The organism is Leisingera sp. XS_AS12 (assembly GCF_041224635.1).
Lineage (GTDB): Bacteria > Pseudomonadota > Alphaproteobacteria > Rhodobacterales > Rhodobacteraceae > Leisingera.
Window position 1 is genome coordinate 25,348 of sequence record NZ_JBGFGM010000118.1, and the last position, 18,798, is coordinate 44,145.

14 protein-coding genes and 3 pseudogenes are annotated in these 18,798 nt (G+C 63.6%); 11 read left to right on the plus strand and 6 right to left on the minus strand.

Going from position 1 to position 18,798, the window contains the following annotated elements; all coding sequences use genetic code 11:
• Positions 1 to 72: 72 nt before the first annotated feature.
• Positions 73 to 1,032 (minus strand): asparaginase, encoded by a 960-nt coding sequence (locus AB9K35_RS18430; RefSeq protein WP_369928350.1) that lies wholly within the window; start codon positions 1,030 to 1,032, stop codon positions 73 to 75.
• A 372-nt stretch (positions 1,033 to 1,404) separates the two neighbouring features.
• On the opposite strand from AB9K35_RS18430, the gene AB9K35_RS18435 reads away from it, so the two are divergent.
• Complete coding sequence (locus tag AB9K35_RS18435; protein WP_369928352.1) at positions 1,405 to 1,845, plus strand: HIT family protein; 441 nt, start codon at positions 1,405 to 1,407, stop codon at positions 1,843 to 1,845.
• Between the two features lie 202 nt (positions 1,846 to 2,047).
• Here AB9K35_RS18435 and AB9K35_RS18440 read toward each other — a convergent pair whose 3' ends face one another.
• Entirely contained in the window at positions 2,048 to 3,166 is a 1,119-nt protein-coding gene (locus tag AB9K35_RS18440; RefSeq protein ID WP_369928374.1) for an S-(hydroxymethyl)glutathione dehydrogenase/class III alcohol dehydrogenase, read from the minus strand.
• Positions 3,167 to 3,351: 185 nt separating this feature from the next.
• On the opposite strand from AB9K35_RS18440, the gene AB9K35_RS18445 reads away from it, so the two are divergent.
• Positions 3,352 to 4,224 (plus strand): LysR family transcriptional regulator, encoded by an 873-nt coding sequence (locus AB9K35_RS18445; RefSeq protein ID WP_369928354.1) that lies wholly within the window; start codon positions 3,352 to 3,354, stop codon positions 4,222 to 4,224.
• A 13-nt stretch (positions 4,225 to 4,237) separates the two neighbouring features.
• Here the strand turns inward: AB9K35_RS18445 and AB9K35_RS18450 are convergent, their stop codons facing one another.
• Positions 4,238 to 5,560, minus strand: a complete 1,323-nt coding sequence (locus tag AB9K35_RS18450; protein WP_369928355.1) for an O-antigen ligase family protein — start codon at positions 5,558 to 5,560, stop codon at positions 4,238 to 4,240.
• The gene (locus tag AB9K35_RS18455; RefSeq protein WP_369928357.1) at positions 5,557 to 7,002 is read right to left on the minus strand and encodes a hypothetical protein; all 1,446 of its coding nucleotides are present in this window, start codon (positions 7,000 to 7,002) and stop codon (positions 5,557 to 5,559) included. Before AB9K35_RS18455 ends, AB9K35_RS18450 begins: the two co-directional genes overlap by 4 nt.
• Positions 7,003 to 7,316: 314 nt before the next feature.
• Between AB9K35_RS18455 and AB9K35_RS18460 the strand changes: the two genes are divergently transcribed.
• Positions 7,317 to 8,708, plus strand: a complete 1,392-nt coding sequence (locus AB9K35_RS18460; RefSeq protein WP_369928359.1) for a WecB/TagA/CpsF family glycosyltransferase — start codon at positions 7,317 to 7,319, stop codon at positions 8,706 to 8,708.
• 23 nt (positions 8,709 to 8,731) lie between these two features.
• Positions 8,732 to 9,619, plus strand: coding sequence for a UTP--glucose-1-phosphate uridylyltransferase (locus AB9K35_RS18465; RefSeq protein ID WP_369928361.1), 888 nt, complete (start codon positions 8,732 to 8,734; stop codon positions 9,617 to 9,619).
• 150 nt (positions 9,620 to 9,769) lie between these two features.
• On the opposite strand, the gene AB9K35_RS18470 is transcribed toward AB9K35_RS18465, so the two are convergent.
• Complete coding sequence (locus tag AB9K35_RS18470) at positions 9,770 to 10,966, minus strand: polysaccharide biosynthesis/export family protein (RefSeq protein WP_369928363.1); 1,197 nt, start codon at positions 10,964 to 10,966, stop codon at positions 9,770 to 9,772.
• 200 nt (positions 10,967 to 11,166) lie between these two features.
• On the opposite strand from AB9K35_RS18470, the gene AB9K35_RS18475 reads away from it, so the two are divergent.
• The 7 genes and pseudogenes from AB9K35_RS18475 to AB9K35_RS18505 form a co-directional block, all read left to right on the plus strand.
• Complete coding sequence (locus AB9K35_RS18475) at positions 11,167 to 12,402, plus strand: oligosaccharide flippase family protein (RefSeq protein ID WP_369928365.1); 1,236 nt, start codon at positions 11,167 to 11,169, stop codon at positions 12,400 to 12,402.
• Positions 12,403 to 12,405: 3 nt separating this feature from the next.
• The gene (locus tag AB9K35_RS18480; RefSeq protein WP_369928367.1) at positions 12,406 to 13,329 is read left to right on the plus strand and encodes a glycosyltransferase family 2 protein; all 924 of its coding nucleotides are present in this window, start codon (positions 12,406 to 12,408) and stop codon (positions 13,327 to 13,329) included.
• A gap of 19 nt (positions 13,330 to 13,348) precedes the next feature.
• Positions 13,349 to 14,347 (plus strand): glycosyltransferase family 2 protein, encoded by a 999-nt coding sequence (locus AB9K35_RS18485; protein WP_369928369.1) that lies wholly within the window; start codon positions 13,349 to 13,351, stop codon positions 14,345 to 14,347.
• On the plus strand, positions 14,344 to 15,348 hold the full coding sequence (locus tag AB9K35_RS18490) for a glycosyltransferase (RefSeq protein WP_369928371.1): 1,005 nt from the start codon (positions 14,344 to 14,346) through the stop codon (positions 15,346 to 15,348). Before AB9K35_RS18485 ends, AB9K35_RS18490 begins: the two co-directional genes overlap by 4 nt.
• A gap of 148 nt (positions 15,349 to 15,496) precedes the next feature.
• Positions 15,497 to 16,275: pseudogene (locus tag AB9K35_RS18495) on the plus strand (transposase).
• 267 nt (positions 16,276 to 16,542) lie between these two features.
• The gene (locus AB9K35_RS18500) at positions 16,543 to 17,577 is read left to right on the plus strand and encodes an IS110 family transposase (RefSeq protein WP_369928373.1); all 1,035 of its coding nucleotides are present in this window, start codon (positions 16,543 to 16,545) and stop codon (positions 17,575 to 17,577) included.
• 355 nt (positions 17,578 to 17,932) lie between these two features.
• Positions 17,933 to 18,279, plus strand: a pseudogene (locus AB9K35_RS18505) (IS5 family transposase); the annotation flags it as partial.
• A 26-nt stretch (positions 18,280 to 18,305) separates the two neighbouring features.
• On the opposite strand, the pseudogene AB9K35_RS18510 reads toward AB9K35_RS18505, so the two are convergent.
• Positions 18,306 to 18,659 (minus strand): annotated as a pseudogene (locus AB9K35_RS18510) (integrase core domain-containing protein); the annotation flags it as partial.
• Positions 18,660 to 18,798 lie beyond the last annotated feature (139 nt).

Genomic DNA, 18,798 nt, shown 5'->3' on the forward strand with positions numbered 1-18,798 from the left:
ATTTGCCCCACACCGGTCGAGCGGACCGGCGCCGTATCAGCGTCAGGTAGCGGGGGCAGGGTTTGTTTCAACTCAGTCCGGAGTGCCGAGCATTTCACCGCATTGGTTGCTGCCGAGGAAGTCGCGGCGACTGTCAAAGTCACCGGACAGACTCAGCGCGAACTGCATCTTGGCAAAGGCCATTTCCGGGCTCATGTCACGCCCGTCGACCACGCCGGTATCCTGCAGCACCTTGCCCGCGGCATAGGTGCCCAGCCGCATGCCGCCTTCGGGGCACTGGCTGACCGCCAGCACCGGCACGCCGCGGTCATGGGCCGCCTGCAGCGCCCTGCGCATCGCGGGCGTGTCGGGGGCGGTGCCGGACCCGTAGCATCGCAGTACCAGCCCGTCGCAGGCCGCCGCCGCATGCGCAAACAATTCCGCGCAGCAGCCGGGGGCGACCGAAAGGATGCCGACCTTATGGGCGCGCACGTCGTTCAATGCGGATTGGCGTGACGGCAGCAGCGGCGGCACGTCGCTGGGCGCGGCCTCAAAGGCGTCAAAGGCCGTGGAATGGGATTTGCGCACCCGTGCGCCATGCAGAAGCTGCCCACCGAACTGCACCCACACCCCCGGCGGCGCCGTCCGCGCCGCCGACAGCGCCGCGGTCAGGTTGTCCAGCCCGTCGCTGCCCGCAACCGTCAGCGGCAGCATCGCGCCGGTCACGATCACCGGTTTGCGCAGGCCCGCCAGCGACAGGCACAGCGCCGCGGCGGTATAGGCGAGCGTATCGGTTCCGTGGGTGACCACAAAGGCATCATGTACCTCTGCTGCCTGATGGATGCTGCGCGCCACCCGCCGCCAGTCGTCCGGCGTGGCCTGCGCGGAATCGATCAACGGATCCAGCCGCAGCACCTCAACTGGCCCTTCGGCCTGTCCGCTTGCAGTCAGGTCGGCCACCGCATCCTCGACGATGCCGATCCGGGGCGCAAAGCCGTGTTCGGTCTGCTCCATGCCAATGGTGCCGCCGGTGTGGATCAAGAGGATGGACATCATGCTGCCTTGGGTCTGCTGCGGCGCCCCGGGCGCCTGTTGCGGCACTATTGCCCCGGAAAAGACGGGAGGAACCAGATGCTGCAGCGTCTCCGGCAGTTGCAGGTTTTGCCTAAAAGAGCGTCAACCAGCACCATCTCTTGACGATGAATTCCTGTTCGGCCTGCGCGAGGGTCAAGTCCGGATCAAAGAATGGAAGCAGCCCTGCGTCAGTCAGCGCTCCCTGCGCAGCCTGCGCCATCGCCCTTCGGCGCCGAAACCTGTCCTCCCGATAGACCTGAGACTGGCCATGCTCTACCAATCAAGCCAGACCACTGCGCTGGCGCAGATCTTCTGCAGCGTGACCCGATTGCGTTTATCAAGGGGGCTTGGATGGCCGACACATGTATCTTCTGCCAGATTGCCAACGCCGAATTGCCCGCGCACAAGCTCTTCGAGGACGATCTGGTGATTGCGTTTCTCGATCTCCATCCGATCCGTGAAGGGCATGCGCTGATCATTCCCAAGCAGCACTGTCCCTGGTTCGAAGATTTGCCAGAACTCACCGCGGCGCGGATCATGGCCGTCGGACAACGGCTGGCGCGGGCGATGAAACGGGAATGGGAGGTCGAGCGGGTTTCGTTTTTCTACACCGGTATCCATGTGCCGCACGCGCATGCCCATGTGGTGCCGATGTTTCACCGCCACGATGTGTCTTCGGCACGGTATCTCGAAGAGGGGATCGAAGCATTTTCCCTGCCCCCGAACCCCGGTGACACCGCGCTCGCCCAAACGGCGGACCGCATCCGCGCGCAACTGTCGGAAGTTGGCTGACCGGATGTGCCCGCCGGAGGATTGGCGGTCGTGCGTAGCCTCGGCAACAGTTGGCAACAGGGTGCCGGTCTGGTGTCCGATACCAGGTGCCTTGCGCCCGCTTCTTGCAACAAGTTTTCGTCCCTGCAGGTCACAGAGTGTCTGCGAAACGGCGTAAGGCTGGCTGCGCCGATGTCGGCGCAGCCCTGAAGGTTCAGTCGGTTTACTTGTCGAAGTGGATGACCGTGCGGATGCTCTTGCCTTCGTGCATCAAATCAAACGCCGTGTTGATGTCATCAAGACCCATGGTGTGGGTGATGAAATCATTCAGCTGGAATTCACCCTGCAGGTAACGTTCGACGTAGTCGGGCAGCTCCGACCGGCCCTTGACACCGCCAAAGGCCGATCCGCGCCAAACCCGGCCGGTGACCAGCTGGAATGGACGGGTGGAAATCTCCTGACCGGCACCAGCGACACCAATCACCACGGATTCGCCCCAGCCTTTGTGGCAGCATTCCAGCGCCGAGCGCATGACGTTCACATTGCCGATGCATTCAAAGGAATAGTCGACGCCACCGTCCGTCAACTCGACGATCACATCCTGGATCGGCTTGTCATAGTCGTTGGGATTGATGAAATCGGTCGCGCCCAGCTTGCGGGCGAGGTCGAATTTGCTTTCATTGATGTCGATCACGATGATCCGGCTGGCCTTGGCCATCGTTGCGCCAATCACCGCCGACAGGCCGATGCCACCCATGCCAAAGATCGCCACGGTCGCGCCTTCTTCGACCTTGGCGGTGTTCATCACCGCCCCCATGCCGGTGGTCACGCCGCAGCCCAGCAGGCAGACCTCCTCCAGCGGCGCTGCGGGGTTCACCTTGGCGAGCGATATTTCCGGCAGCACGGTGTATTCCGAGAAAGTCGAACAGCCCATGTAGTGGAAAATCGGCTCACCATCCTTGTAAAAGCGGGTGGTACCGTCCGGCATCAGACCCTTGCCCTGGGTCTCGCGGATCTTCTGGCACAGGTTGGTCTTGCCAGACTTGCAGAATTTGCACTCGCCGCATTCCGGCGTGTAGAGCGGGATGACGTGGTCGCCGACGGCAACGCTGGTCACGCCTTCGCCGATGGATTCAACAATGCCGCCGCCTTCGTGGCCGAGCACGGCGGGAAAGATGCCTTCCGGGTCGTCACCCGACAAGGTGAAGGCGTCGGTGTGGCAGACGCCAGTTGCGATGATGCGCACGCGGACCTCTCCGGCCTGCGGCGGCATCACGTCGATTTCTTCAATGGAGAGCGGCTGTTTCGGGCCCCAGGCAACGGCAGCCTTGGATTTGATGATGTCGGTCATAGGGGTTCGCCTTGCAATTGGAACGATTGGTTTCCCGGCTTGCCGCCGGGTTCGGTTGCGATGGCGGCGATGTAATCTATTTCGCCAGGAGGTTAATTGTCTCGTTTTGCAAATGACTATTACAGTATGGTAATAGTGTGCGCAGGCATATGGCACAGGTTGTGAAAGGAACCGGGATGTTCAGCTGGGAAGGGGTCACTGAATTCGTGGCGGTGGCCGAGGCCGGCAGCTTCACCGCAGCCGCGGACCGGTTGGGGATCTCCACCGCGCAGGTCAGCCGTCAGGTCGGCGCGCTGGAAGCCCGGCTGGCGGTCAAGCTGTTCTACCGCACGACACGCAAGGTATCGATCACCGAGACCGGGCAGATCTACTACAACCACTGTCGACAGGTGCTTGACGGGCTGGCCGAGGCCGAGCGCGCGGTCACCGACTTGCACCAGACCCCGAGGGGCCGCCTCAAGCTGACCGCGCCGGTGACCTACGGGGAAAATCGGATCGCACCGTTGATCAACGACTTTGCCGTCCAATACCCCGATCTGGAAGTGAACCTGACACTGACCAACCGAAGGCTCGATCTGGTGGCCGAGCGCTTTGACCTGGCGATCCGTCTCGGGGAGCTTGAAGACAGCACGATGATGGCCAAACGGCTGGCGTCGCGCGCGCATTACGTCTGCGCCTCACCCGGCTATTTCTCACGGCGGGGCACGCCCCAAACGCTGTCCGAGCTGGACCAGCACAACTGCCTCCAGGGAACGCTGGATTTCTGGCGCTTTCACGAGCAAGGCAAACCCCGCCACATCCGTGTCACTGGCAGCCTCCGCTGCAACAGCGGCTGGGCGCTGGTCGATGCGGCGCTGAAGGGGATCGGTATCATCCAGTTGCCGGACTACTACGTGCAAGACCGGATCAAGGCGGCCGAATTGGTCCCGGTGCTGGAACGATACCGCGCTCCCGATGACGGCATATGGGCGATCTACCCTCACAACCGTCACCTGTCGCCAAAAGTTCGGCTGTTGCTGGATCACCTCAGCCAGGGATTAAGCTCCTGAGCCGAAGCAGTCTTCACGGTTGGCAGACGGCGCCAGAAGGCCCCATACGCGCCCCGGTCTTTTCAGAACCGTCGCTGGCTTCAACCATCCGGACCTCGCGAAGATGCACGCCAAGGAGGATCAGACTAGGCCAGAGCATGTAAGCTTCGATTTCGATGTTTTCGCCGAAGGAGAGCAGCACCATGGTCATGAGGATGCCCAGCGGCAGACGGCCACGCGCGTGCTTTGCCGCATCCGTCATGACAAATGCGATGTGCCAGACCAGAGGCACCAGAAAGGCTGCAAAGCCGACAACGCCCTTCACGAACAGCAATCCGAACCAGGTGTGGTGGCTGCCGATAGGCATGTATTCCACCGCATGGGAGCCCGGCTGGACTGTGCCATGGCCAAACCAGAAGGCATCGGTCTGCCAGCGCTCGCTGGCGATGCGCTGAAGCGTTTCGCGGACCCGGGTACTGTCGGCGCGGGCGCCCTTGAACGCGGCCACGGCATCTGTTGCCAGCGCCGCCAAGGTTCCGCCGGTGATCGCCAAGGATGCGGTCAGCGCTGCCGTCACATGCCAGGCCCAGCCACGCAGGATCAGCGGCAGCATGCGCGGGGCCACGGTACAGGCCACCAGCCCCACCAGCCCCATGCGCGACTTGGACGCGAGGATCATCAATATGCCTGCCGCGACGCCCGCCAGCATCCATTTGCGGTTCTTCTCCTCCAGCGCAAACAACACCATGATGACGCCCAAGAGAGCCGCAAAGGGCGACCAGGGCGCGTAGAATTGCCAGCGCGGTGTCCAGCTGGCCGGGTCATAGGTGAAGAGGTAAACGCTGAAATACTCCGGCCCCGGTCCGCCAACCGCCTTCAGCGGTGAGGTGAATATGCGTTCCGGCAGCCCAAGGTAAGGCGCTGCCAGCAGAAGCGGCGCCAGTGCCAGCGTCCAGGCTCCGATCACGCATTGCCCCCGGATCAGGACCTCGCGGCGGACCGGCAGCACTGCGCCGACCAGCGGGAACAGTGCCAGCAGCGCCCAGCCCTTGGCCCAGCCGATCGAGGACTTGATGGTCTTCTTGAGGCCAAGCCCCCAATCGAGATGCCCGATCCACAGTGCAACCAGCATGACCGCCATGCCGATGATCCAGGCCCAGACCAGCACCGGAACCGGACCGGCTGCACGCAGGTCGGACCGAAACGCCGGGCCGAGGTACAATGCCAGCACAGCCAGCGCACCCAGGACCCAGGCCAGAACCGGGCCGACAACGTAGAGCGCGCCAACAGCGTAGAAGGGCCAGGTCAGCGCCATGGTGCGGTAGATCATCCGCTCTGCCGGGTTCTGCGGGGTCATGCTGCGGCCGCCTCGGGTGTGGCCAGCAGACGGCCGATCACCGCGGACCGGATCCAGCCCAGCACCAGCGCGATCAGCAGCATGAAGGTCGCTGCCGCCCCGGCGGCAATGGCGAGCTTGCGGTCGGGCGACGACGGGCGCTCGGGAAGCGACGGGTTTTCAAGCACCTGAACCAGCGGGTAGGAGGCGTAGACATCCGATTTCGTCGATTGGGCACGCGCGATGGCCGAGGCAAACACTGCTTCGGCAACGGAAAAGTCGCGTTGCAGATCCTTCAGCCGCGCCGCGCTGGCGGAAAGCTGCTGCAGGCGCTCCCGCTCCGTCATCAGCCGCTGTACCAGGGTCTGATGCTGCCGGGCGGTGCCGAGGCGCTCTGCATCCATGCGCACAAGCTCGGCCAGCAGTTCCGCGCGCGCGCCGTCCGGAGCCAGATCGAGCAAGGCCAGCTTCTGTCGACCAATACCGGTGACGGCCACGGCCCGTGCCATCGCGCCGCGTTCAGCCGCGGCCTGGGCGGCGCGCGCGGTTTGAACTTTCGGGTGCCCCTCTCCATAGGAGGCGCGGGCCTCGGCCAGTTTTGCCGCATGGGCACCGCTTTCCTCGATCAGCGCGAGGAAATCAGCATCGGCATAGAGCTTCAGGGTCGCAGCCGCCGCGGCGGCAGGAATGCCGAGCGTCCGTTCGAGTGCGGCGACGCTTTGCGTTTTTTCCCCGAGAACGCCGGATAGATCCTCGACCCGGCCCTCCAGTTCACGGGTATCTTCGACCATCGCGTCAAATTCATCGCCTGACAGCAGCCCCGAGGACATCTGCAGTTTCTCGATGTCGAACCGCGTGAGTGCCACGGAACGCTGGTAGTCCTCGATGGCGGCCAGACCGCTGTCCTCGCGGGTGGCCTGTTCATCCTTGCGCAGCGCGTCCAGCTCATCAAAGAAGGCCTGCAGCAGGGCATCCGCGCGCTGCTGCGCATTTTCGGCGCTGGGGCCCGTCATTTCGACGTGAATGAGACTGGTCTGATCCACCAGCCGGATCCGCGGCTTGCCGAAATCCCGGCGGTTCAGTCCCATGGCCTCGGCAGCCGCCGCAAGGATGCGGTCGGCGCCGATCAGGCGCTTGTAGGTTTCGGTGGGGCTGACGGAGTTGCTGGCAAAGGCGGAATTGGCGTAGGAGGACGCCTGGCCGATGCCGTTGAGGTTCATCGAGGCCGAAGCTCCGGATCCGGGAAGGATCAGCGAGGCATGAGATTTGAAGGCAAGCGGTGCGGTCCGAAGATAGCCGTTGATCGGCGCCCAGATCAGCGCCAGCCCCAGCAGGAAGAATGCAAGGTATCGGCGCAGGCGGCTGGTGTCGCCAAGCCGTCCACCGACGATGATGCGCCGCAGGGACAGGCGGCGCCAGAACCGGCGCGGCGCTTCAAGTTTTCCGGCAATTTTCTGCAGCATGTCAGTCTCCTTCAATCGGAGACTACCGCGGCGGCGCGTCCACTGCGCCTGCGCGCCCGGCTAACCCGCTGCACATCCGTAGTCGCCGCTACCCAATGGAGTAGGACCACTGCTGCCGACGCGGAGGAAACGCCCTCTGTTCCGCTCGGCTTGGCAGGCCTTCGGGTATTTTCCGATCCGGGCGGGTAACTTTGAAAGCCGCAAGGCAAGCCGGGGATACCAAAGAGGCCCGAACCTGTCCGCCCGCTCGGTTGAGAGGCGCCAGCATCTGCAACAGCCTGAGAGCAACCAACGACAGCTCAAGGACTTAGCAGATGACACTTGCATATTCTTCCTCGAAGTTCGGTGCGGGCCTGGCAGTCAAATCCCGCCGCCTGCAGACGGTTTACCTCCCCGCGCTCGGCCTCGAATTGGTTGACGCCAGCGCAAGCAAGGCTGCGGCCAAACTGCTGTCACCGGGGCGGCGGCGGGTGTTTTTCATGAATGCGCATTGCTGCAACATCCACCGCCGCAATCCGCACTATGCAGAGGCGGTTGCCGGGGCGGATCTCCTGCTGCCCGACGGCATCGGCGTAGAGCTGGCGGCAAAGTTTACCGGCCACGCGCTGACGGCAAATCTGAATGGAACCGACTTCGTGCCGCAGCTGTTGCAGCGGGCGGCGGCCATGGGCAAATCGGTCTACCTGTTCGGCGGGCGGCCCGGTGTTGCGGATGCCGCGGCGGCACGGCTGCTCCGTGATATCCCGGGTCTGTGCATCGCTGGCACCCGCGACGGGTACAAGGGCGCGCAGGACAGCGGTGCGGCAATTGCCGCAATCAACGCGAGCGGCGCCGACATCGTGCTGGTCGCGCTTGGCGTCCCGATGCAGGAGCTGTGGCTGCACCGCAATGCCGATCGCCTGCAGGCCGATCTGACCCTTGGCGTCGGCGCGCTGTTCGACTTCCTGTCCGGCTCCGTTGCGCGGGCTCCGAAGGTCGTCAGGGCCGCCCGCATGGAATGGGTCTGGCGGCTGGCGATGGAACCGCGCCGGATGGCCCGCCGCTACCTGGCCGGCAATGCCAGCTTTCTGGCCCATGCCGGTTTGACCGCACTGCGGCGCAAGCAGCTGACCAACCTGCAGCAGCGCTGTCTCGACATCACGGTATCGGTGCTGGCGCTGCTGATGCTGACGCCGCTGCTGTTGGCGGCTGCGCTGGCGGTCAGGGCGGACAGCCGGGGCCCTGCGCTTTTCAAACAGACGCGGGTGGGGCTGAACGGCAGGACGTTCACCATGTTCAAGTTCCGCTCGATGACGGCAGACGCCGAAACCCGGCGCGCAGAAGTCCTGCACGCCTCGGACCGGGACGGCCTCTGCTTCAAATCCCGCCAGGATCCGCGGATCACCCGTGTGGGACGCTGGTTGCGCCGCACTTCGATTGATGAGCTGCCGCAGCTTTTCAACGTGCTGCGCGGCGAGATGTCCATCGTCGGCCCGCGCCCGGCCCTGCCGAGCGAGGTTGCAGACTACCCGCCCCGCGCCCTCGGCCGCCTGGCAGTCAAACCGGGCATCACCGGTGTGTGGCAAGTGTCCGGCCGGGCCTCTGTCGGCTTCAAGGAAATGATCGAGATGGACCTCGGCTACATCAAGGCCCGCTCGCTCCGGCTGAACCTGCAGCTGATCCTCAGAACCTTTGGCGCGGTTGTGTCCGGCCGCGGCGCCTACTGATCCCCAAACACAGGAGACAAGCTATGACACATATCCGCAAAGCCGTATTCCCGGTTGCCGGCATGGGAACCCGCTTTCTGCCCGCCACCAAATCCATCCCCAAGGAAATGCTGCCGCTGGTGGACCGCCCGCTGATCCAATACGCGGTGGACGAGGCGCGGGAGGCCGGGATCGAAGAGTTCATCTTTGTCACCGCCGCAGGCAAGGGCGCACTGGAGGACTACTTCGACACCGCCGCCGCCCTTGAAAACACGCTGGAGGCACGGGGCAAGACCGACGCACTGGAGGCCATCGCACGGACGCGCCTGCCCGAAGGCGCTCTGTCTTTTGTGCGCCAAAGCAATCCCTTGGGTCTGGGGCATGCGGTGGGGCTGGCTGCGCGCCTGGTCGGAGACGAACCCTTCGCGGTGCTGCTGCCGGATGATGTGATCCGCGCGCCGCGCGGCGCGCTGAGCCAGATGGTGACAGCCCATGCGCTGAACCGGGGTCACATGGTGGCCACGATGAAGGTGGCGCGCGAACAGACCTCCTCCTACGGCATCCTTGATGTTGCGCGAGAGACCGGAAAGCTCACCCGCGCCCGTTCGATGGTTGAAAAACCAGATCCTGCACAGGCACCATCCACGCATGCCGTCGCCGGTCGCTACATTCTGGAGCCTTCGATTTTTGCGGCCCTGGCTGCAATTGAGCCCGGCGCGGGCGGAGAGCTGCAGCTGACCGATGCCATGAACGCCGATCTTCCCGCCGCGGGGGTTACGGGCTTCCGCTTCGATGGCGAACGGTTCGATTGCGGCAGCGTGCAGGGGTTTGTGCAGGCGACTGCGGCCTTTGCGCTGGATCGCGCGGAACTGGCCCATGACCTGTCTGACTTTCTTGCCGCACGGGTTGCTCCGGTTCCCCAGGCAGCCTGATCGCGGGGCCGATGCATAAACTTTGGGGGATCCGTCTGAGCTGCTCGCGCTTCAACCGCAGCGGTGCTGAACGACACCGCGAATGATGGGCTGCCCCCGCCCCGCTCCACCAAGCCAGGTATCGCTAACCCGATCCGGGCCGAACCAGCCTCAGTACTTGAAGGCGCCGATCAGGCGGCCGAGTTCCCCGATGTTGGTGATGGTGCTGTCATAGCAGGCGATGGCGTCTCCAGGCAGGAGGAAGGGGTCATAATCGTCCCGGTCTGCCCGCCGCAGCAAGTCTTCGATGTTCCGCTCGATGACGACCGACACCTGGGTGACCGGATTGCGGGAAAACAGAACTGAAGAGCGATGAGCGCTGGTGGCCCGGGCGCCACCGACGCAGTTGGTATCCACCACGGCCTGCAGATAGCGCGTACCATACGGAAACTCGCGCACCTCGCGCCCGATGGCAGAGATCGCATTGCCGGTCGCAGGTTGGGTCAGGTTCGACAGAAACAAAGTCACGCCCGGCGGGCTGATGGGACTGGGCCGCATCAGATCTTCCTGGAAACATCCGCGGCTGGGCACGTTCACTTCGTCGCCGGTCAGCAACATGATATCGACGGCATTCTGGCCTTCGAAGACCCCGCGCATATCCAGCCGGTAGACGCTGCTGCCACGCCGCACCTCAATCGCGGAAACATCGGCGTCAGGGCGCACGCCGCCTGCCGCACGCAAGGCGGCGGACAGGTTGCGCGCCTCGGTCGAGGCCCCCAAGGCGCCCTGCCGGCGCGAGTCCACCTGGTCGCCGGGCACTCCGCCGATTTCCACCGCCTTGGGTTCAAAAACGGCGCCTGAAACCCCCACCGTGACCGAGGCGAAATCAGCCGCCCGGACCGACAAGCGCGGGCGTTCCGCGTAGAAATCTTCGGCGAGCAGCTTTGCGGCGATGTCATCCTCGATCTGGGCTGCGGTACGGCCCTGCGCACGGACCGGCGGCAGAAAGGGCAGTTTGAGCGTGCCGTCCCGGGATATCACGTAATCGCCGTTGAAGGTCTCATCCTCACCGACGCGCACGTTGACCAGATCATTGCGGGTAAAGCGTTCCCCGGCCAGCGCCGCCTGCGCCGTGCCGGCGCCTTTGCCACCCGTGCCACCACCGGGCGGCCGACAGCGGGCCTCGTTCATGGCGCGGGACTGCAGAAATCCTGCCGCGTTGCGGGACACATGCGGTTCGCGGTATTGCGCCTGATACCCGTCGCCAGAGGCAATGGGCTCCAGATTGTCGGGCGGATCGATCTGCGCGCAGCTGCTCAAAGACAAGACCGCCAGAATTGCCGTTCCATTTTTGAGGGGCTTCATCATTCAACTGCTCGCCGGATCACTGCGGTTGTACCGGTGATACGGAATTCGGTCACAGCGGTCGAGAGGGTGTTGATATCGCGGCGCTATCCGTTCGGATATGGCGCAGTTCTGTTGCACCATTGCCCTGTCCCGGGGCGCGAGGGACAGCCGGAGCGGACGTCGGTAACACTTGATCCAACAGCCCCCATGGACAGGTCCCGATGCCCCGCACCCTAGAAATCCCCTCTTTCGCAAAGAACCTCTTTGCCTACGGCGCGTCCGAGGCTGCGGCCAAGGCTTCGCGGTTGCTGGTGGTGATCGCGGTGGCGCGCACACTTGATTTGGACCAGATCGGCATTGCCGCGGCTGCGCTGGCAGCGGCCGATATCGTCAAATCGCTGACGGAAAACGGTGTCATCCAAAAGATCATCGCGGCCCCGGCGGCGCAGCTGCAGCAGACCTGCGCCACCGCGCACCGCATTTTCTGGGTCTGGTGCCTCGGGTTGTTCCTGCTTCAGTCGCTGGCGGGGCTGGTGCTGTATGCCAGCGGCGGCAGCGCGATGCTGCTGGCGCTGATCCTCATTCTGGCCGGCGAATACCTGTTCATGCCCGCAGGCCTGGTGCAGGCGGGTCTTGCCATGCGGGCCGGTAAGCTGCGCCAGACGGCGGCCATTTCGGGCATGCAGATCGTGGCGTCGAACCTGATGTCGGTGGTGCTGGCGCTGATTTGGCCCTCCGCGCTGGTGCTGGTACTGCCGCGCCTGCTGACGGCACCGGTCTGGCTGGTTGCCATGCGCCGCCTGCATCCCTGGCGCCCGGACCCCTCCCAAGGCTATGCGCCGCTGCGCCCGTTCCTGTCCTATGGCTGGGCAGTGCTGGGCGTCGAGCTGGTCAAGGCGCTGCGCCTGCAGGCGGACAAGGTCATCGTCGGCGCGCTGATGGGAGCCGAAACGCTCGGCCTCTATTTCATGGCCTTCAACGCCGGGCTCAGCCTGTCCAACTCCTTCACGGTGGCCTTCTCGACCGTATTGTTTCCGCATCTCTGCGCCAGCGCTGACAAGCTGCAAGCACTGCGCCAAAGCGTGCTGCTGGCGATCGGGATCATTGCCCCGGCCGTCATTGCGCAGTCGCTGCTGGCCCCGCTCTACGTCCCGGTTCTGTTCGGTGACGGCTGGGCAGGCATCGAGGGCGTGGTGTCCATCCTATGCCTGGTCGCAATTCCGACCACCCTGTGGTCCGCCACCGCCGGCTGGCTGCGCGCAAACGGCAGACCCGGCCAGGAATTCCGGGTCACGCTTGCCACCACCGGCGCGCTGATCCTGAACACCTGCCTGCTCGCCCCCTACGGGCTGACAGCCGTTGCCATCGGCTATGCCACAGTCGCCGCGCTGATGATGACCCTGGCATCGCTGCCGACCCTTTCCATGGCCTTCCGCCACCGCACCGCAGAGGTTTGAGACATGCCCCATTTCTCCATCGTCATTCCCAGCTTCAACGCCGCTGCCACGATCCGGGACACCTTGGCCGGGCTTCAGGCGCAATCCTGCGCCGATTGGGAGGCAATCGTGGTCGATGACGGCTCCACCGATGCGACCCGCACACTGGTCCGCGCCGCCGCCGCCACTGATGCCCGGATCCAGCTGGTGCAAAACCCCGGCAAGGGCCCCAGTGCCGCCCGCAACTTCGGCGCGATGGCGCACGCCCGCGGCGCGGTGATCGCGTTCTGCGATGCGGATGACATCTGGCATCCGGGGAAACTTGCGCAGCTGCGCGCGATCTTCCGGCAAGGCGCCGTTGATGGGGCCTATGGCCAGATCGGATTCTTCCGCGCCAGCCCGGCAGACGCCAGCGTGTTTTCGACAGTGCCCCCGCAAGATCTGAGCATCGCCATGCTGCTAGGGGAAAACCCGGTTTGCACCATGTCCAACTTTGCCGTGCGTCGCCGTGTCTTCACGGCCAGCGGCGGCTTCGACGAGGCCATGGTCCATAACGAGGATCTCGAGTGGCTGATCCGCCTGGTCGGCGGTGGTGCCCGGGTGACGGGAGCCAACAGCCTGCACACCTACTACCGCACCTCTGTCGGCGGTTTGTCCACGGACCTTGATGCGATGCGGGCGGGCCGCCAGCAGGCGATCGCAACCGCCGCAGGCTTTGGCGTGGTTCCAAGCGCCGCCTCTCATGCCATTCACCACCGGTATCTGGCCCGCCGTTCGCTGCGCCTCAATGCAGGGCGGACCTATGCGCTCAAGCAAACGATTCTTGGCATTCTGCGAAGCCCCCGCGGCTTCTTCTCTCCGTTCCGCAGGGGTGGGCTGACCTTGGCCGGGGCCGTTCTGGCGCCGTTCCTGCCGGGACCTTTGCGCCGCACCCTGTTCTCCCGTTAACTCCCGGAGCTTTTAAATCATGCTGTTCACATCGATTATCGTTCCCGCTTTCAACGCCGAGAAGACCCTCGCTGAAACGCTAACCTCCCTGCAGGCGCAGACCTGCGCAGAGTTCGAGGTCATCGTGGTCGATGATGGCTCCACGGATGCGACCGCCGCGGTGGCGGCTCGTTTCTGCAACGATCCGCGTTTTCGCGTGGTGCACCAGAAAAACCGCGGCCTGGCCGGCGCGCGCAACACGGGCATTGCCTGCGCCCAGGGCGGCGTGGTGGCCTTTTGCGATGCGGATGATCTGTGGGAGCCGGAAAAGCTGGCCGGCCACCTCGGCCATCTGGCGGCCTGCCCCCAGGTGGGGATCAGCTATGCCGGATCGGCCTTCATGTCGGAGGATGGCGCGCTGACAGGTCAGGCGCAGCGGCCAAGGCTGCAGAACATCGATGCCAAGCACATCTTCAAACGCAACCCGATCGGCAACGGCTCCGCCGCTGTGATCCGGCGGGCAGTTCTGGACGAGATTGCCTTTCGCCCCCAATCCGAGACTGAGCGCGACTGGTTTTTCGACGAGACCTTCCGCCAGTCCGAGGACATCGAATGCTGGCTGCGCATTGCCCTGACCACCAACTGGGCGTTTGAGGGGATCCCGGGCCTGCTGACACGCTACCGGGTTCACTCCGGCGGACTGTCCGCCGCGACCGACCGCCAGCTCGCCGCGTGGGAGCGGATGGTGCGCAAGCTCGCCCCAATCAACCCGCAATTCTTCGCGCAACAGGAGAAAGCCGCGCGGGTCTACCAGCTACGCTATCTCAACCGCCGGGCCATCAGCGGTCTGGACAGCCGGCGTTCTGTGCAACTTGCCAAGGCGTGGCTGGCCTGCTCCCTCCGCCCCCTTTGGGAGGAGCCGCTAAAATCACTGACAACGCTCGCGGCCACCGCGCTGCTCGCCCTCACCGGGCCGAGGGTCTTGCGCCGAACCATGGACCTGGCCGCCCGGCGCAGCCGGACGGAGGTCCCATCATGAAGGCTGTTCGCGTCACGCACCTGGTTGATGACACCACCGCAGGCGGTGTGATGCGGGTGATCGACCACATGATGACGGCTCCCGACCTGACCCGCGACGCCGATCACAGCCTGCTGGAGATAAAGCGGAACAGCCTGTCGGCAGGGCATCTGAAGGCAGATGTGGTCATCTCGCATCTGGCGATCAGCTGGCGTCTCATGCCGGTGCTGGCGGCTCTGCGTACCTTGAACCCCAGGGCCCGGTTCATTCACGTCGAACACAGCTACACCCGCAGTTTCACGGCTCTGAATGTCCGGCGGAAACGTCGCTTCGGCGCGCTCCTCAGAGCGTCCTATGCCATGTTCCATGATATCGTTGCCGTCAGCACCGCTCAGGGCGAGTGGCTGAGGACCGAGGGCTTCGTGCGGCCTGCCGCCCTGCATGTCATTCCGTCCTGTGTTGATCTGTCCGCGTTCCGCGCGCTTGCGCCGCCAGAGGGCCCAGTCGGGACCATCGGCGCCATCGGACGGCTGGAGCCGCAGAAGGGTTTCGACGTGCTGATCAAGGCCTTCCGCGCCACCCGAAACCCTGCCGTTGCCCTTCACATCCATGGTCAAGGTGGCGAAGAAACCCTGCTCCGCGAACTTGCCGCCGGTGATCCGCGCATTCATTTCAAAGGCTTTGCCGCCGACCCGGTGGCCGCGATGGCCGGCCTCGACGCCGTGGTGATGCCGTCGCGATGGGAAGCCTACGGGCTGGTGGCCATTGAAACCCTGGTGGCGGGCCGCAGGCTGCTTGTCAACAACGTCGATGGGCTGACGGACCACGTGCCCCAAGGCGCCACATTGATTGACGCCGCGACCACCACTCGCTGGCAGAGCGCACTCGAGGACCTGACAGCAGCTCCACCTCGCGCGAGACAGGTGGGGTCGGTCTACAGCTACGAAAGGCAGTTTGCCGATCGATGGAATGTTCTGTGCCTGTCTTGTCGCAGCGCTACGCAGCACCTCGCGCCGGTGTAACCACCGACCTGCTCGGCGGAAACGGACAAGTCTGGCGGATTGCCCTGCCCCTTCCAGACGGCATTCAGCTTAGTGCTCACACCCCGGCTCTGCTGCACAAATCCCATCTGAGATTCAGCTCATGAATCCAGCGTGATAGCTGGGATGCATGAGCAGACCTCCCCCCCTGACCTAAAGGACCAGAAAATGGTCGGCCTACAATGAAGCGCTCAAGCGCCGCGGCTCGCTAACGATCTGGTTTAACCCCAAGATGAGCTGGGCTGCCGCGCTGACAGGCAAGCATGGACGCCAAAAGGCCCAGGCCGTCAACATCCCCTACCGTGGCGCGAAGGGCCCGCTGCACCTGTTAATCGATAGCACCGGGATCAAGGTGGAGGGCGAAGGCGAGTGGCACGCCCGCAAGCATGCTAGTCCCAAGCGGCGCGTCTGGCGCAAGATCCACTTGGGGATTGATGAGGAAACCCTGGAGGTTCGGGCCGTAGAGATCACAGGGAACCATATCGGCCCCTCTCGGCAGATTTCTTTCAGAAATCGCCTGCCGGGCTATGGATGCGCTGGTGTCAGCCGACCTGCCCAACCAGATTCTGGCGTACGAGCAGATCAGCAGCGTCACTGCCGACGGTGCCTACGACACCCGAAATTGCCACGATGCAATCGCTGACCGCAGAGCCCACGCCCTTCGTCAGGGGAAGGCTCCCGCGGACCCTTTCCGGGCCTTCCTCACTCCCGCCGCGCAAGAACGTCAAACCTTGGAAGACCGTCATCGTCGGCGCGTCGCACGAAACGAAGATGCACTGTGTGAAACGGCTGGGGCAGCGCCTCATGGCACGGGGCTTCGACCGACAGGTCGCCGAGCTTCCGGTCCATACCGCCGTTTTGATCGGCTACACCGCGCTCGGCATCCCTGTCACAGAGCCCGTGGGATGAGTCTGTCCAGGGCCTGGGGAACCCCGGCCATTAGCCAATTTGTGCAACAGAGCCGCTATTGAACCACTCAACTAATTCAGCGTTGCGTATTCCATCAACTAGCTGTTACGCCAATGGCCCTGGCGGTGCAAAGGCCTTAGGCTCAGATGGGGTATTCGGCTTGCGCCCCACTTCCAGCCTCGGTCTCCGGTAGGTGCTGCGCCTCGAGCTGATGATAATACGTGGTCTGTGTGAAGCAGCCACAAGCATCAGGGAAGGAGACGCAGCATGAAGCATTATGCCGGATTGGATGTATCAGTAAAAGAAACGGCCATTTGTGTGGTCGATGACGACGGCCAAGTCTGCTCAGAAATGAAGATTGCGAGCCACCCCGAGGACCTCTCTCTAGCCTTGAGCGGCATCGGGGTCCATTTCGAGCGGGTTGGGTTAGAAGCCGGTCCGCTGTCGCAATGGCTGTTCGAAGGGCTGGCGCGCGCGGGGCTTCCGGTGATTTGTATCGAGACACGCCACGCGAAGGCCTTCCTCAAGGCGCAGGTGAACAAGACCGACCGCAATGATGCGCGTGGGATCGCGCAGATGATGCGGGTCAACCTATACCGCCCGGTGCATGTGAGGACCCGGGAAAGCCAGCAGCGCCGAGCTCTGCTGCGAGCCCGGAAGCTCTTGCAGGAGAAGGCGATTGCTGTTGAGAATGATATACGTGGCCTGCTGCGCAACTTCGGGCTTAAGGTCGGCATCGTCGGCAGAGGGCAGTTCGAAGCCCGCGCCCTGGAACTCATCGCGGAACTGCCAGAACTGGAGAAGGTGATCAGCGTCTTACTCGCGGCAAGGCGCAAGCTCCGTGAGGGCTTCGCCAAACTGCACCGCGAGGTTGTGGAAATCGCGACGGGAGACGCCGTTTGCATGCGCCTGATGACAGTCCCAGGAGTTGGGGCGGTGACTTCGCTTGCCTTCGTCAGCACCATTGATATCCCGGCGCGCTTTCGAAGGTCGCGAGCGGTTGGCCCGGTCTTGGGGCTGACACCGGTTCTAAATCAGTCCGGGGAAAGTCAACGTGTGGGCCGGGTGTCCTTGTGTGGCGACGGAATGATGCGAGCCGTGCTGTACGAGGCCGCACAATCCATGCTGACCAGGGTGAAGAAGTGGTCATGGCTAAAAGCTTGGGCCATGGGAGTCGCGAAACGTAGTGGCTTCAAGAAGGCCGTCGTGGCTTTGGCACGGCGCCTCTCGGTGATCATGCACAGGATGTGGGTCGATGGCAGCGAGTTCCGTTGGTCACGGGAGGGAGCTATCGCAATGTGACCGACCCGGAAAGGAGTTCGAGTTCCACTGTAGGTGGGAAGGCGTCCTTCGCGGGACGATGGGTGAGGCGAGTTCGCAATGGGTCCAGTTCCGGCAGTATCATGGCTGTCAGGCCGCGAGTCAGATTGGACCGCTTCACTCTTCTGATCCCATGATGGGAGGGCCAGCGTGCCGATCCCGAAGAGAAGCGAGGGCCCGCGAAAGACCTGAAGTCCCGCCGCAATTGACTGCTCGAAGGCGCTTGACCAAGGGACGCCGAATAGAGAAGGACCCATTGATTTCTGTTCCGCTGCGTGATTCACCGCGCCAAAACGAGCGGTGAACATGTCTGATTTTTGGGCTGACGGATGCACAGATGGCGCGTCTTGAGCCGTATTTCCCCAAGTCTCACGGCAAGCCTCGCGTCGATGATCGGCGTGTCTTGAGCGGGATTATCTTTATCAATCGTAATGGCTTGCGCTGGCGCGATGCGCCCAGGGAGTACGGTCCGCACAAGACCTTGTACAACCGTTGGAAGCGGTGGAGCGATAGAGGTATCTTTGCCCGGATGATGGCCAGACTGGCCGCCGAGCATGGCGAGGAGAAGACCGTGATGATCGACGCAACCTATCTCAAGGCTCACCGCACAGCGACCAGCATGGCCGCGAAAAAGGGGGGGCTGGTCGCCTGATTGGTCGCACCAAGGGCGGCATGAACTCCAAGTGACGTGCCCCCCACTGGTCCCTCGTTCATGACGAGAGTCTGCGAGTTTGATTTTGGTAGTCGTCGGTTTCGGGCTTGGCAAGCGCGCCGGGCGCGGAGCCCTCAAAAAGCTCAAGCGCCTGCCGCGCTTGCCGGGGTGTTTTATTCTCCAGCGAAGAGTGCGGCCTGACGTTGTTGTAATCGTATCGCCACAGCGCCAGCTTGCGGCGGGCATTGTCCAGGGTATCGAACATCTCTTCATTGAGAAGCTCGTCCCGCAGGCTGCCGTTGAATGTCTCTATGAAGGCATTCTGCTGCGGTTTTCCGGGGTCGATGTAATGCCAATCCACGCCGTTCCTATCGGCCCATTTCAGGATCGCCCGGCTGGTGAATTCCGTGCCGTAGCACGTCGGGAAGATTGGCCGCTGAGAGGTTATGGCCACGCGCGCAGCCCTCAAACCGCGCAGCGGGTGGCCATAACCGGGTCTCAGGTCTCAACAGTGGTTTTGCGTAGACCACACCGCTGAGGAGACCGGCTAT

Excerpts from the sequence above, each read along its gene's own strand:
- AB9K35_RS18430 (WP_369928350.1), bottom strand. The coding sequence starts at position 1,032 with ATGTCCATCCTCTTGATCCACACCGGCGGCACCATTGGCATGGAGCAG.
- AB9K35_RS18435 (WP_369928352.1), top strand. The coding sequence starts at position 1,405 with ATGGCCGACACATGTATCTTCTGCCAGATTGCCAACGCCGAATTGCCC.
- AB9K35_RS18445 (WP_369928354.1), top strand. The coding sequence starts at position 3,352 with ATGTTCAGCTGGGAAGGGGTCACTGAATTCGTGGCGGTGGCCGAGGCC.
- AB9K35_RS18450 (WP_369928355.1), bottom strand. The coding sequence starts at position 5,560 with ATGACCCCGCAGAACCCGGCAGAGCGGATGATCTACCGCACCATGGCG.
- AB9K35_RS18455 (WP_369928357.1), bottom strand. The coding sequence starts at position 7,002 with ATGCTGCAGAAAATTGCCGGAAAACTTGAAGCGCCGCGCCGGTTCTGG.
- AB9K35_RS18460 (WP_369928359.1), top strand. The coding sequence starts at position 7,317 with ATGACACTTGCATATTCTTCCTCGAAGTTCGGTGCGGGCCTGGCAGTC.
- AB9K35_RS18465 (WP_369928361.1), top strand. The coding sequence starts at position 8,732 with ATGACACATATCCGCAAAGCCGTATTCCCGGTTGCCGGCATGGGAACC.
- AB9K35_RS18470 (WP_369928363.1), bottom strand. The coding sequence starts at position 10,966 with ATGATGAAGCCCCTCAAAAATGGAACGGCAATTCTGGCGGTCTTGTCT.
- AB9K35_RS18475 (WP_369928365.1), top strand. The coding sequence starts at position 11,167 with ATGCCCCGCACCCTAGAAATCCCCTCTTTCGCAAAGAACCTCTTTGCC.
- AB9K35_RS18480 (WP_369928367.1), top strand. The coding sequence starts at position 12,406 with ATGCCCCATTTCTCCATCGTCATTCCCAGCTTCAACGCCGCTGCCACG.
- AB9K35_RS18485 (WP_369928369.1), top strand. The coding sequence starts at position 13,349 with ATGCTGTTCACATCGATTATCGTTCCCGCTTTCAACGCCGAGAAGACC.
- AB9K35_RS18490 (WP_369928371.1), top strand. The coding sequence starts at position 14,344 with ATGAAGGCTGTTCGCGTCACGCACCTGGTTGATGACACCACCGCAGGC.
- AB9K35_RS18500 (WP_369928373.1), top strand. The coding sequence starts at position 16,543 with ATGAAGCATTATGCCGGATTGGATGTATCAGTAAAAGAAACGGCCATT.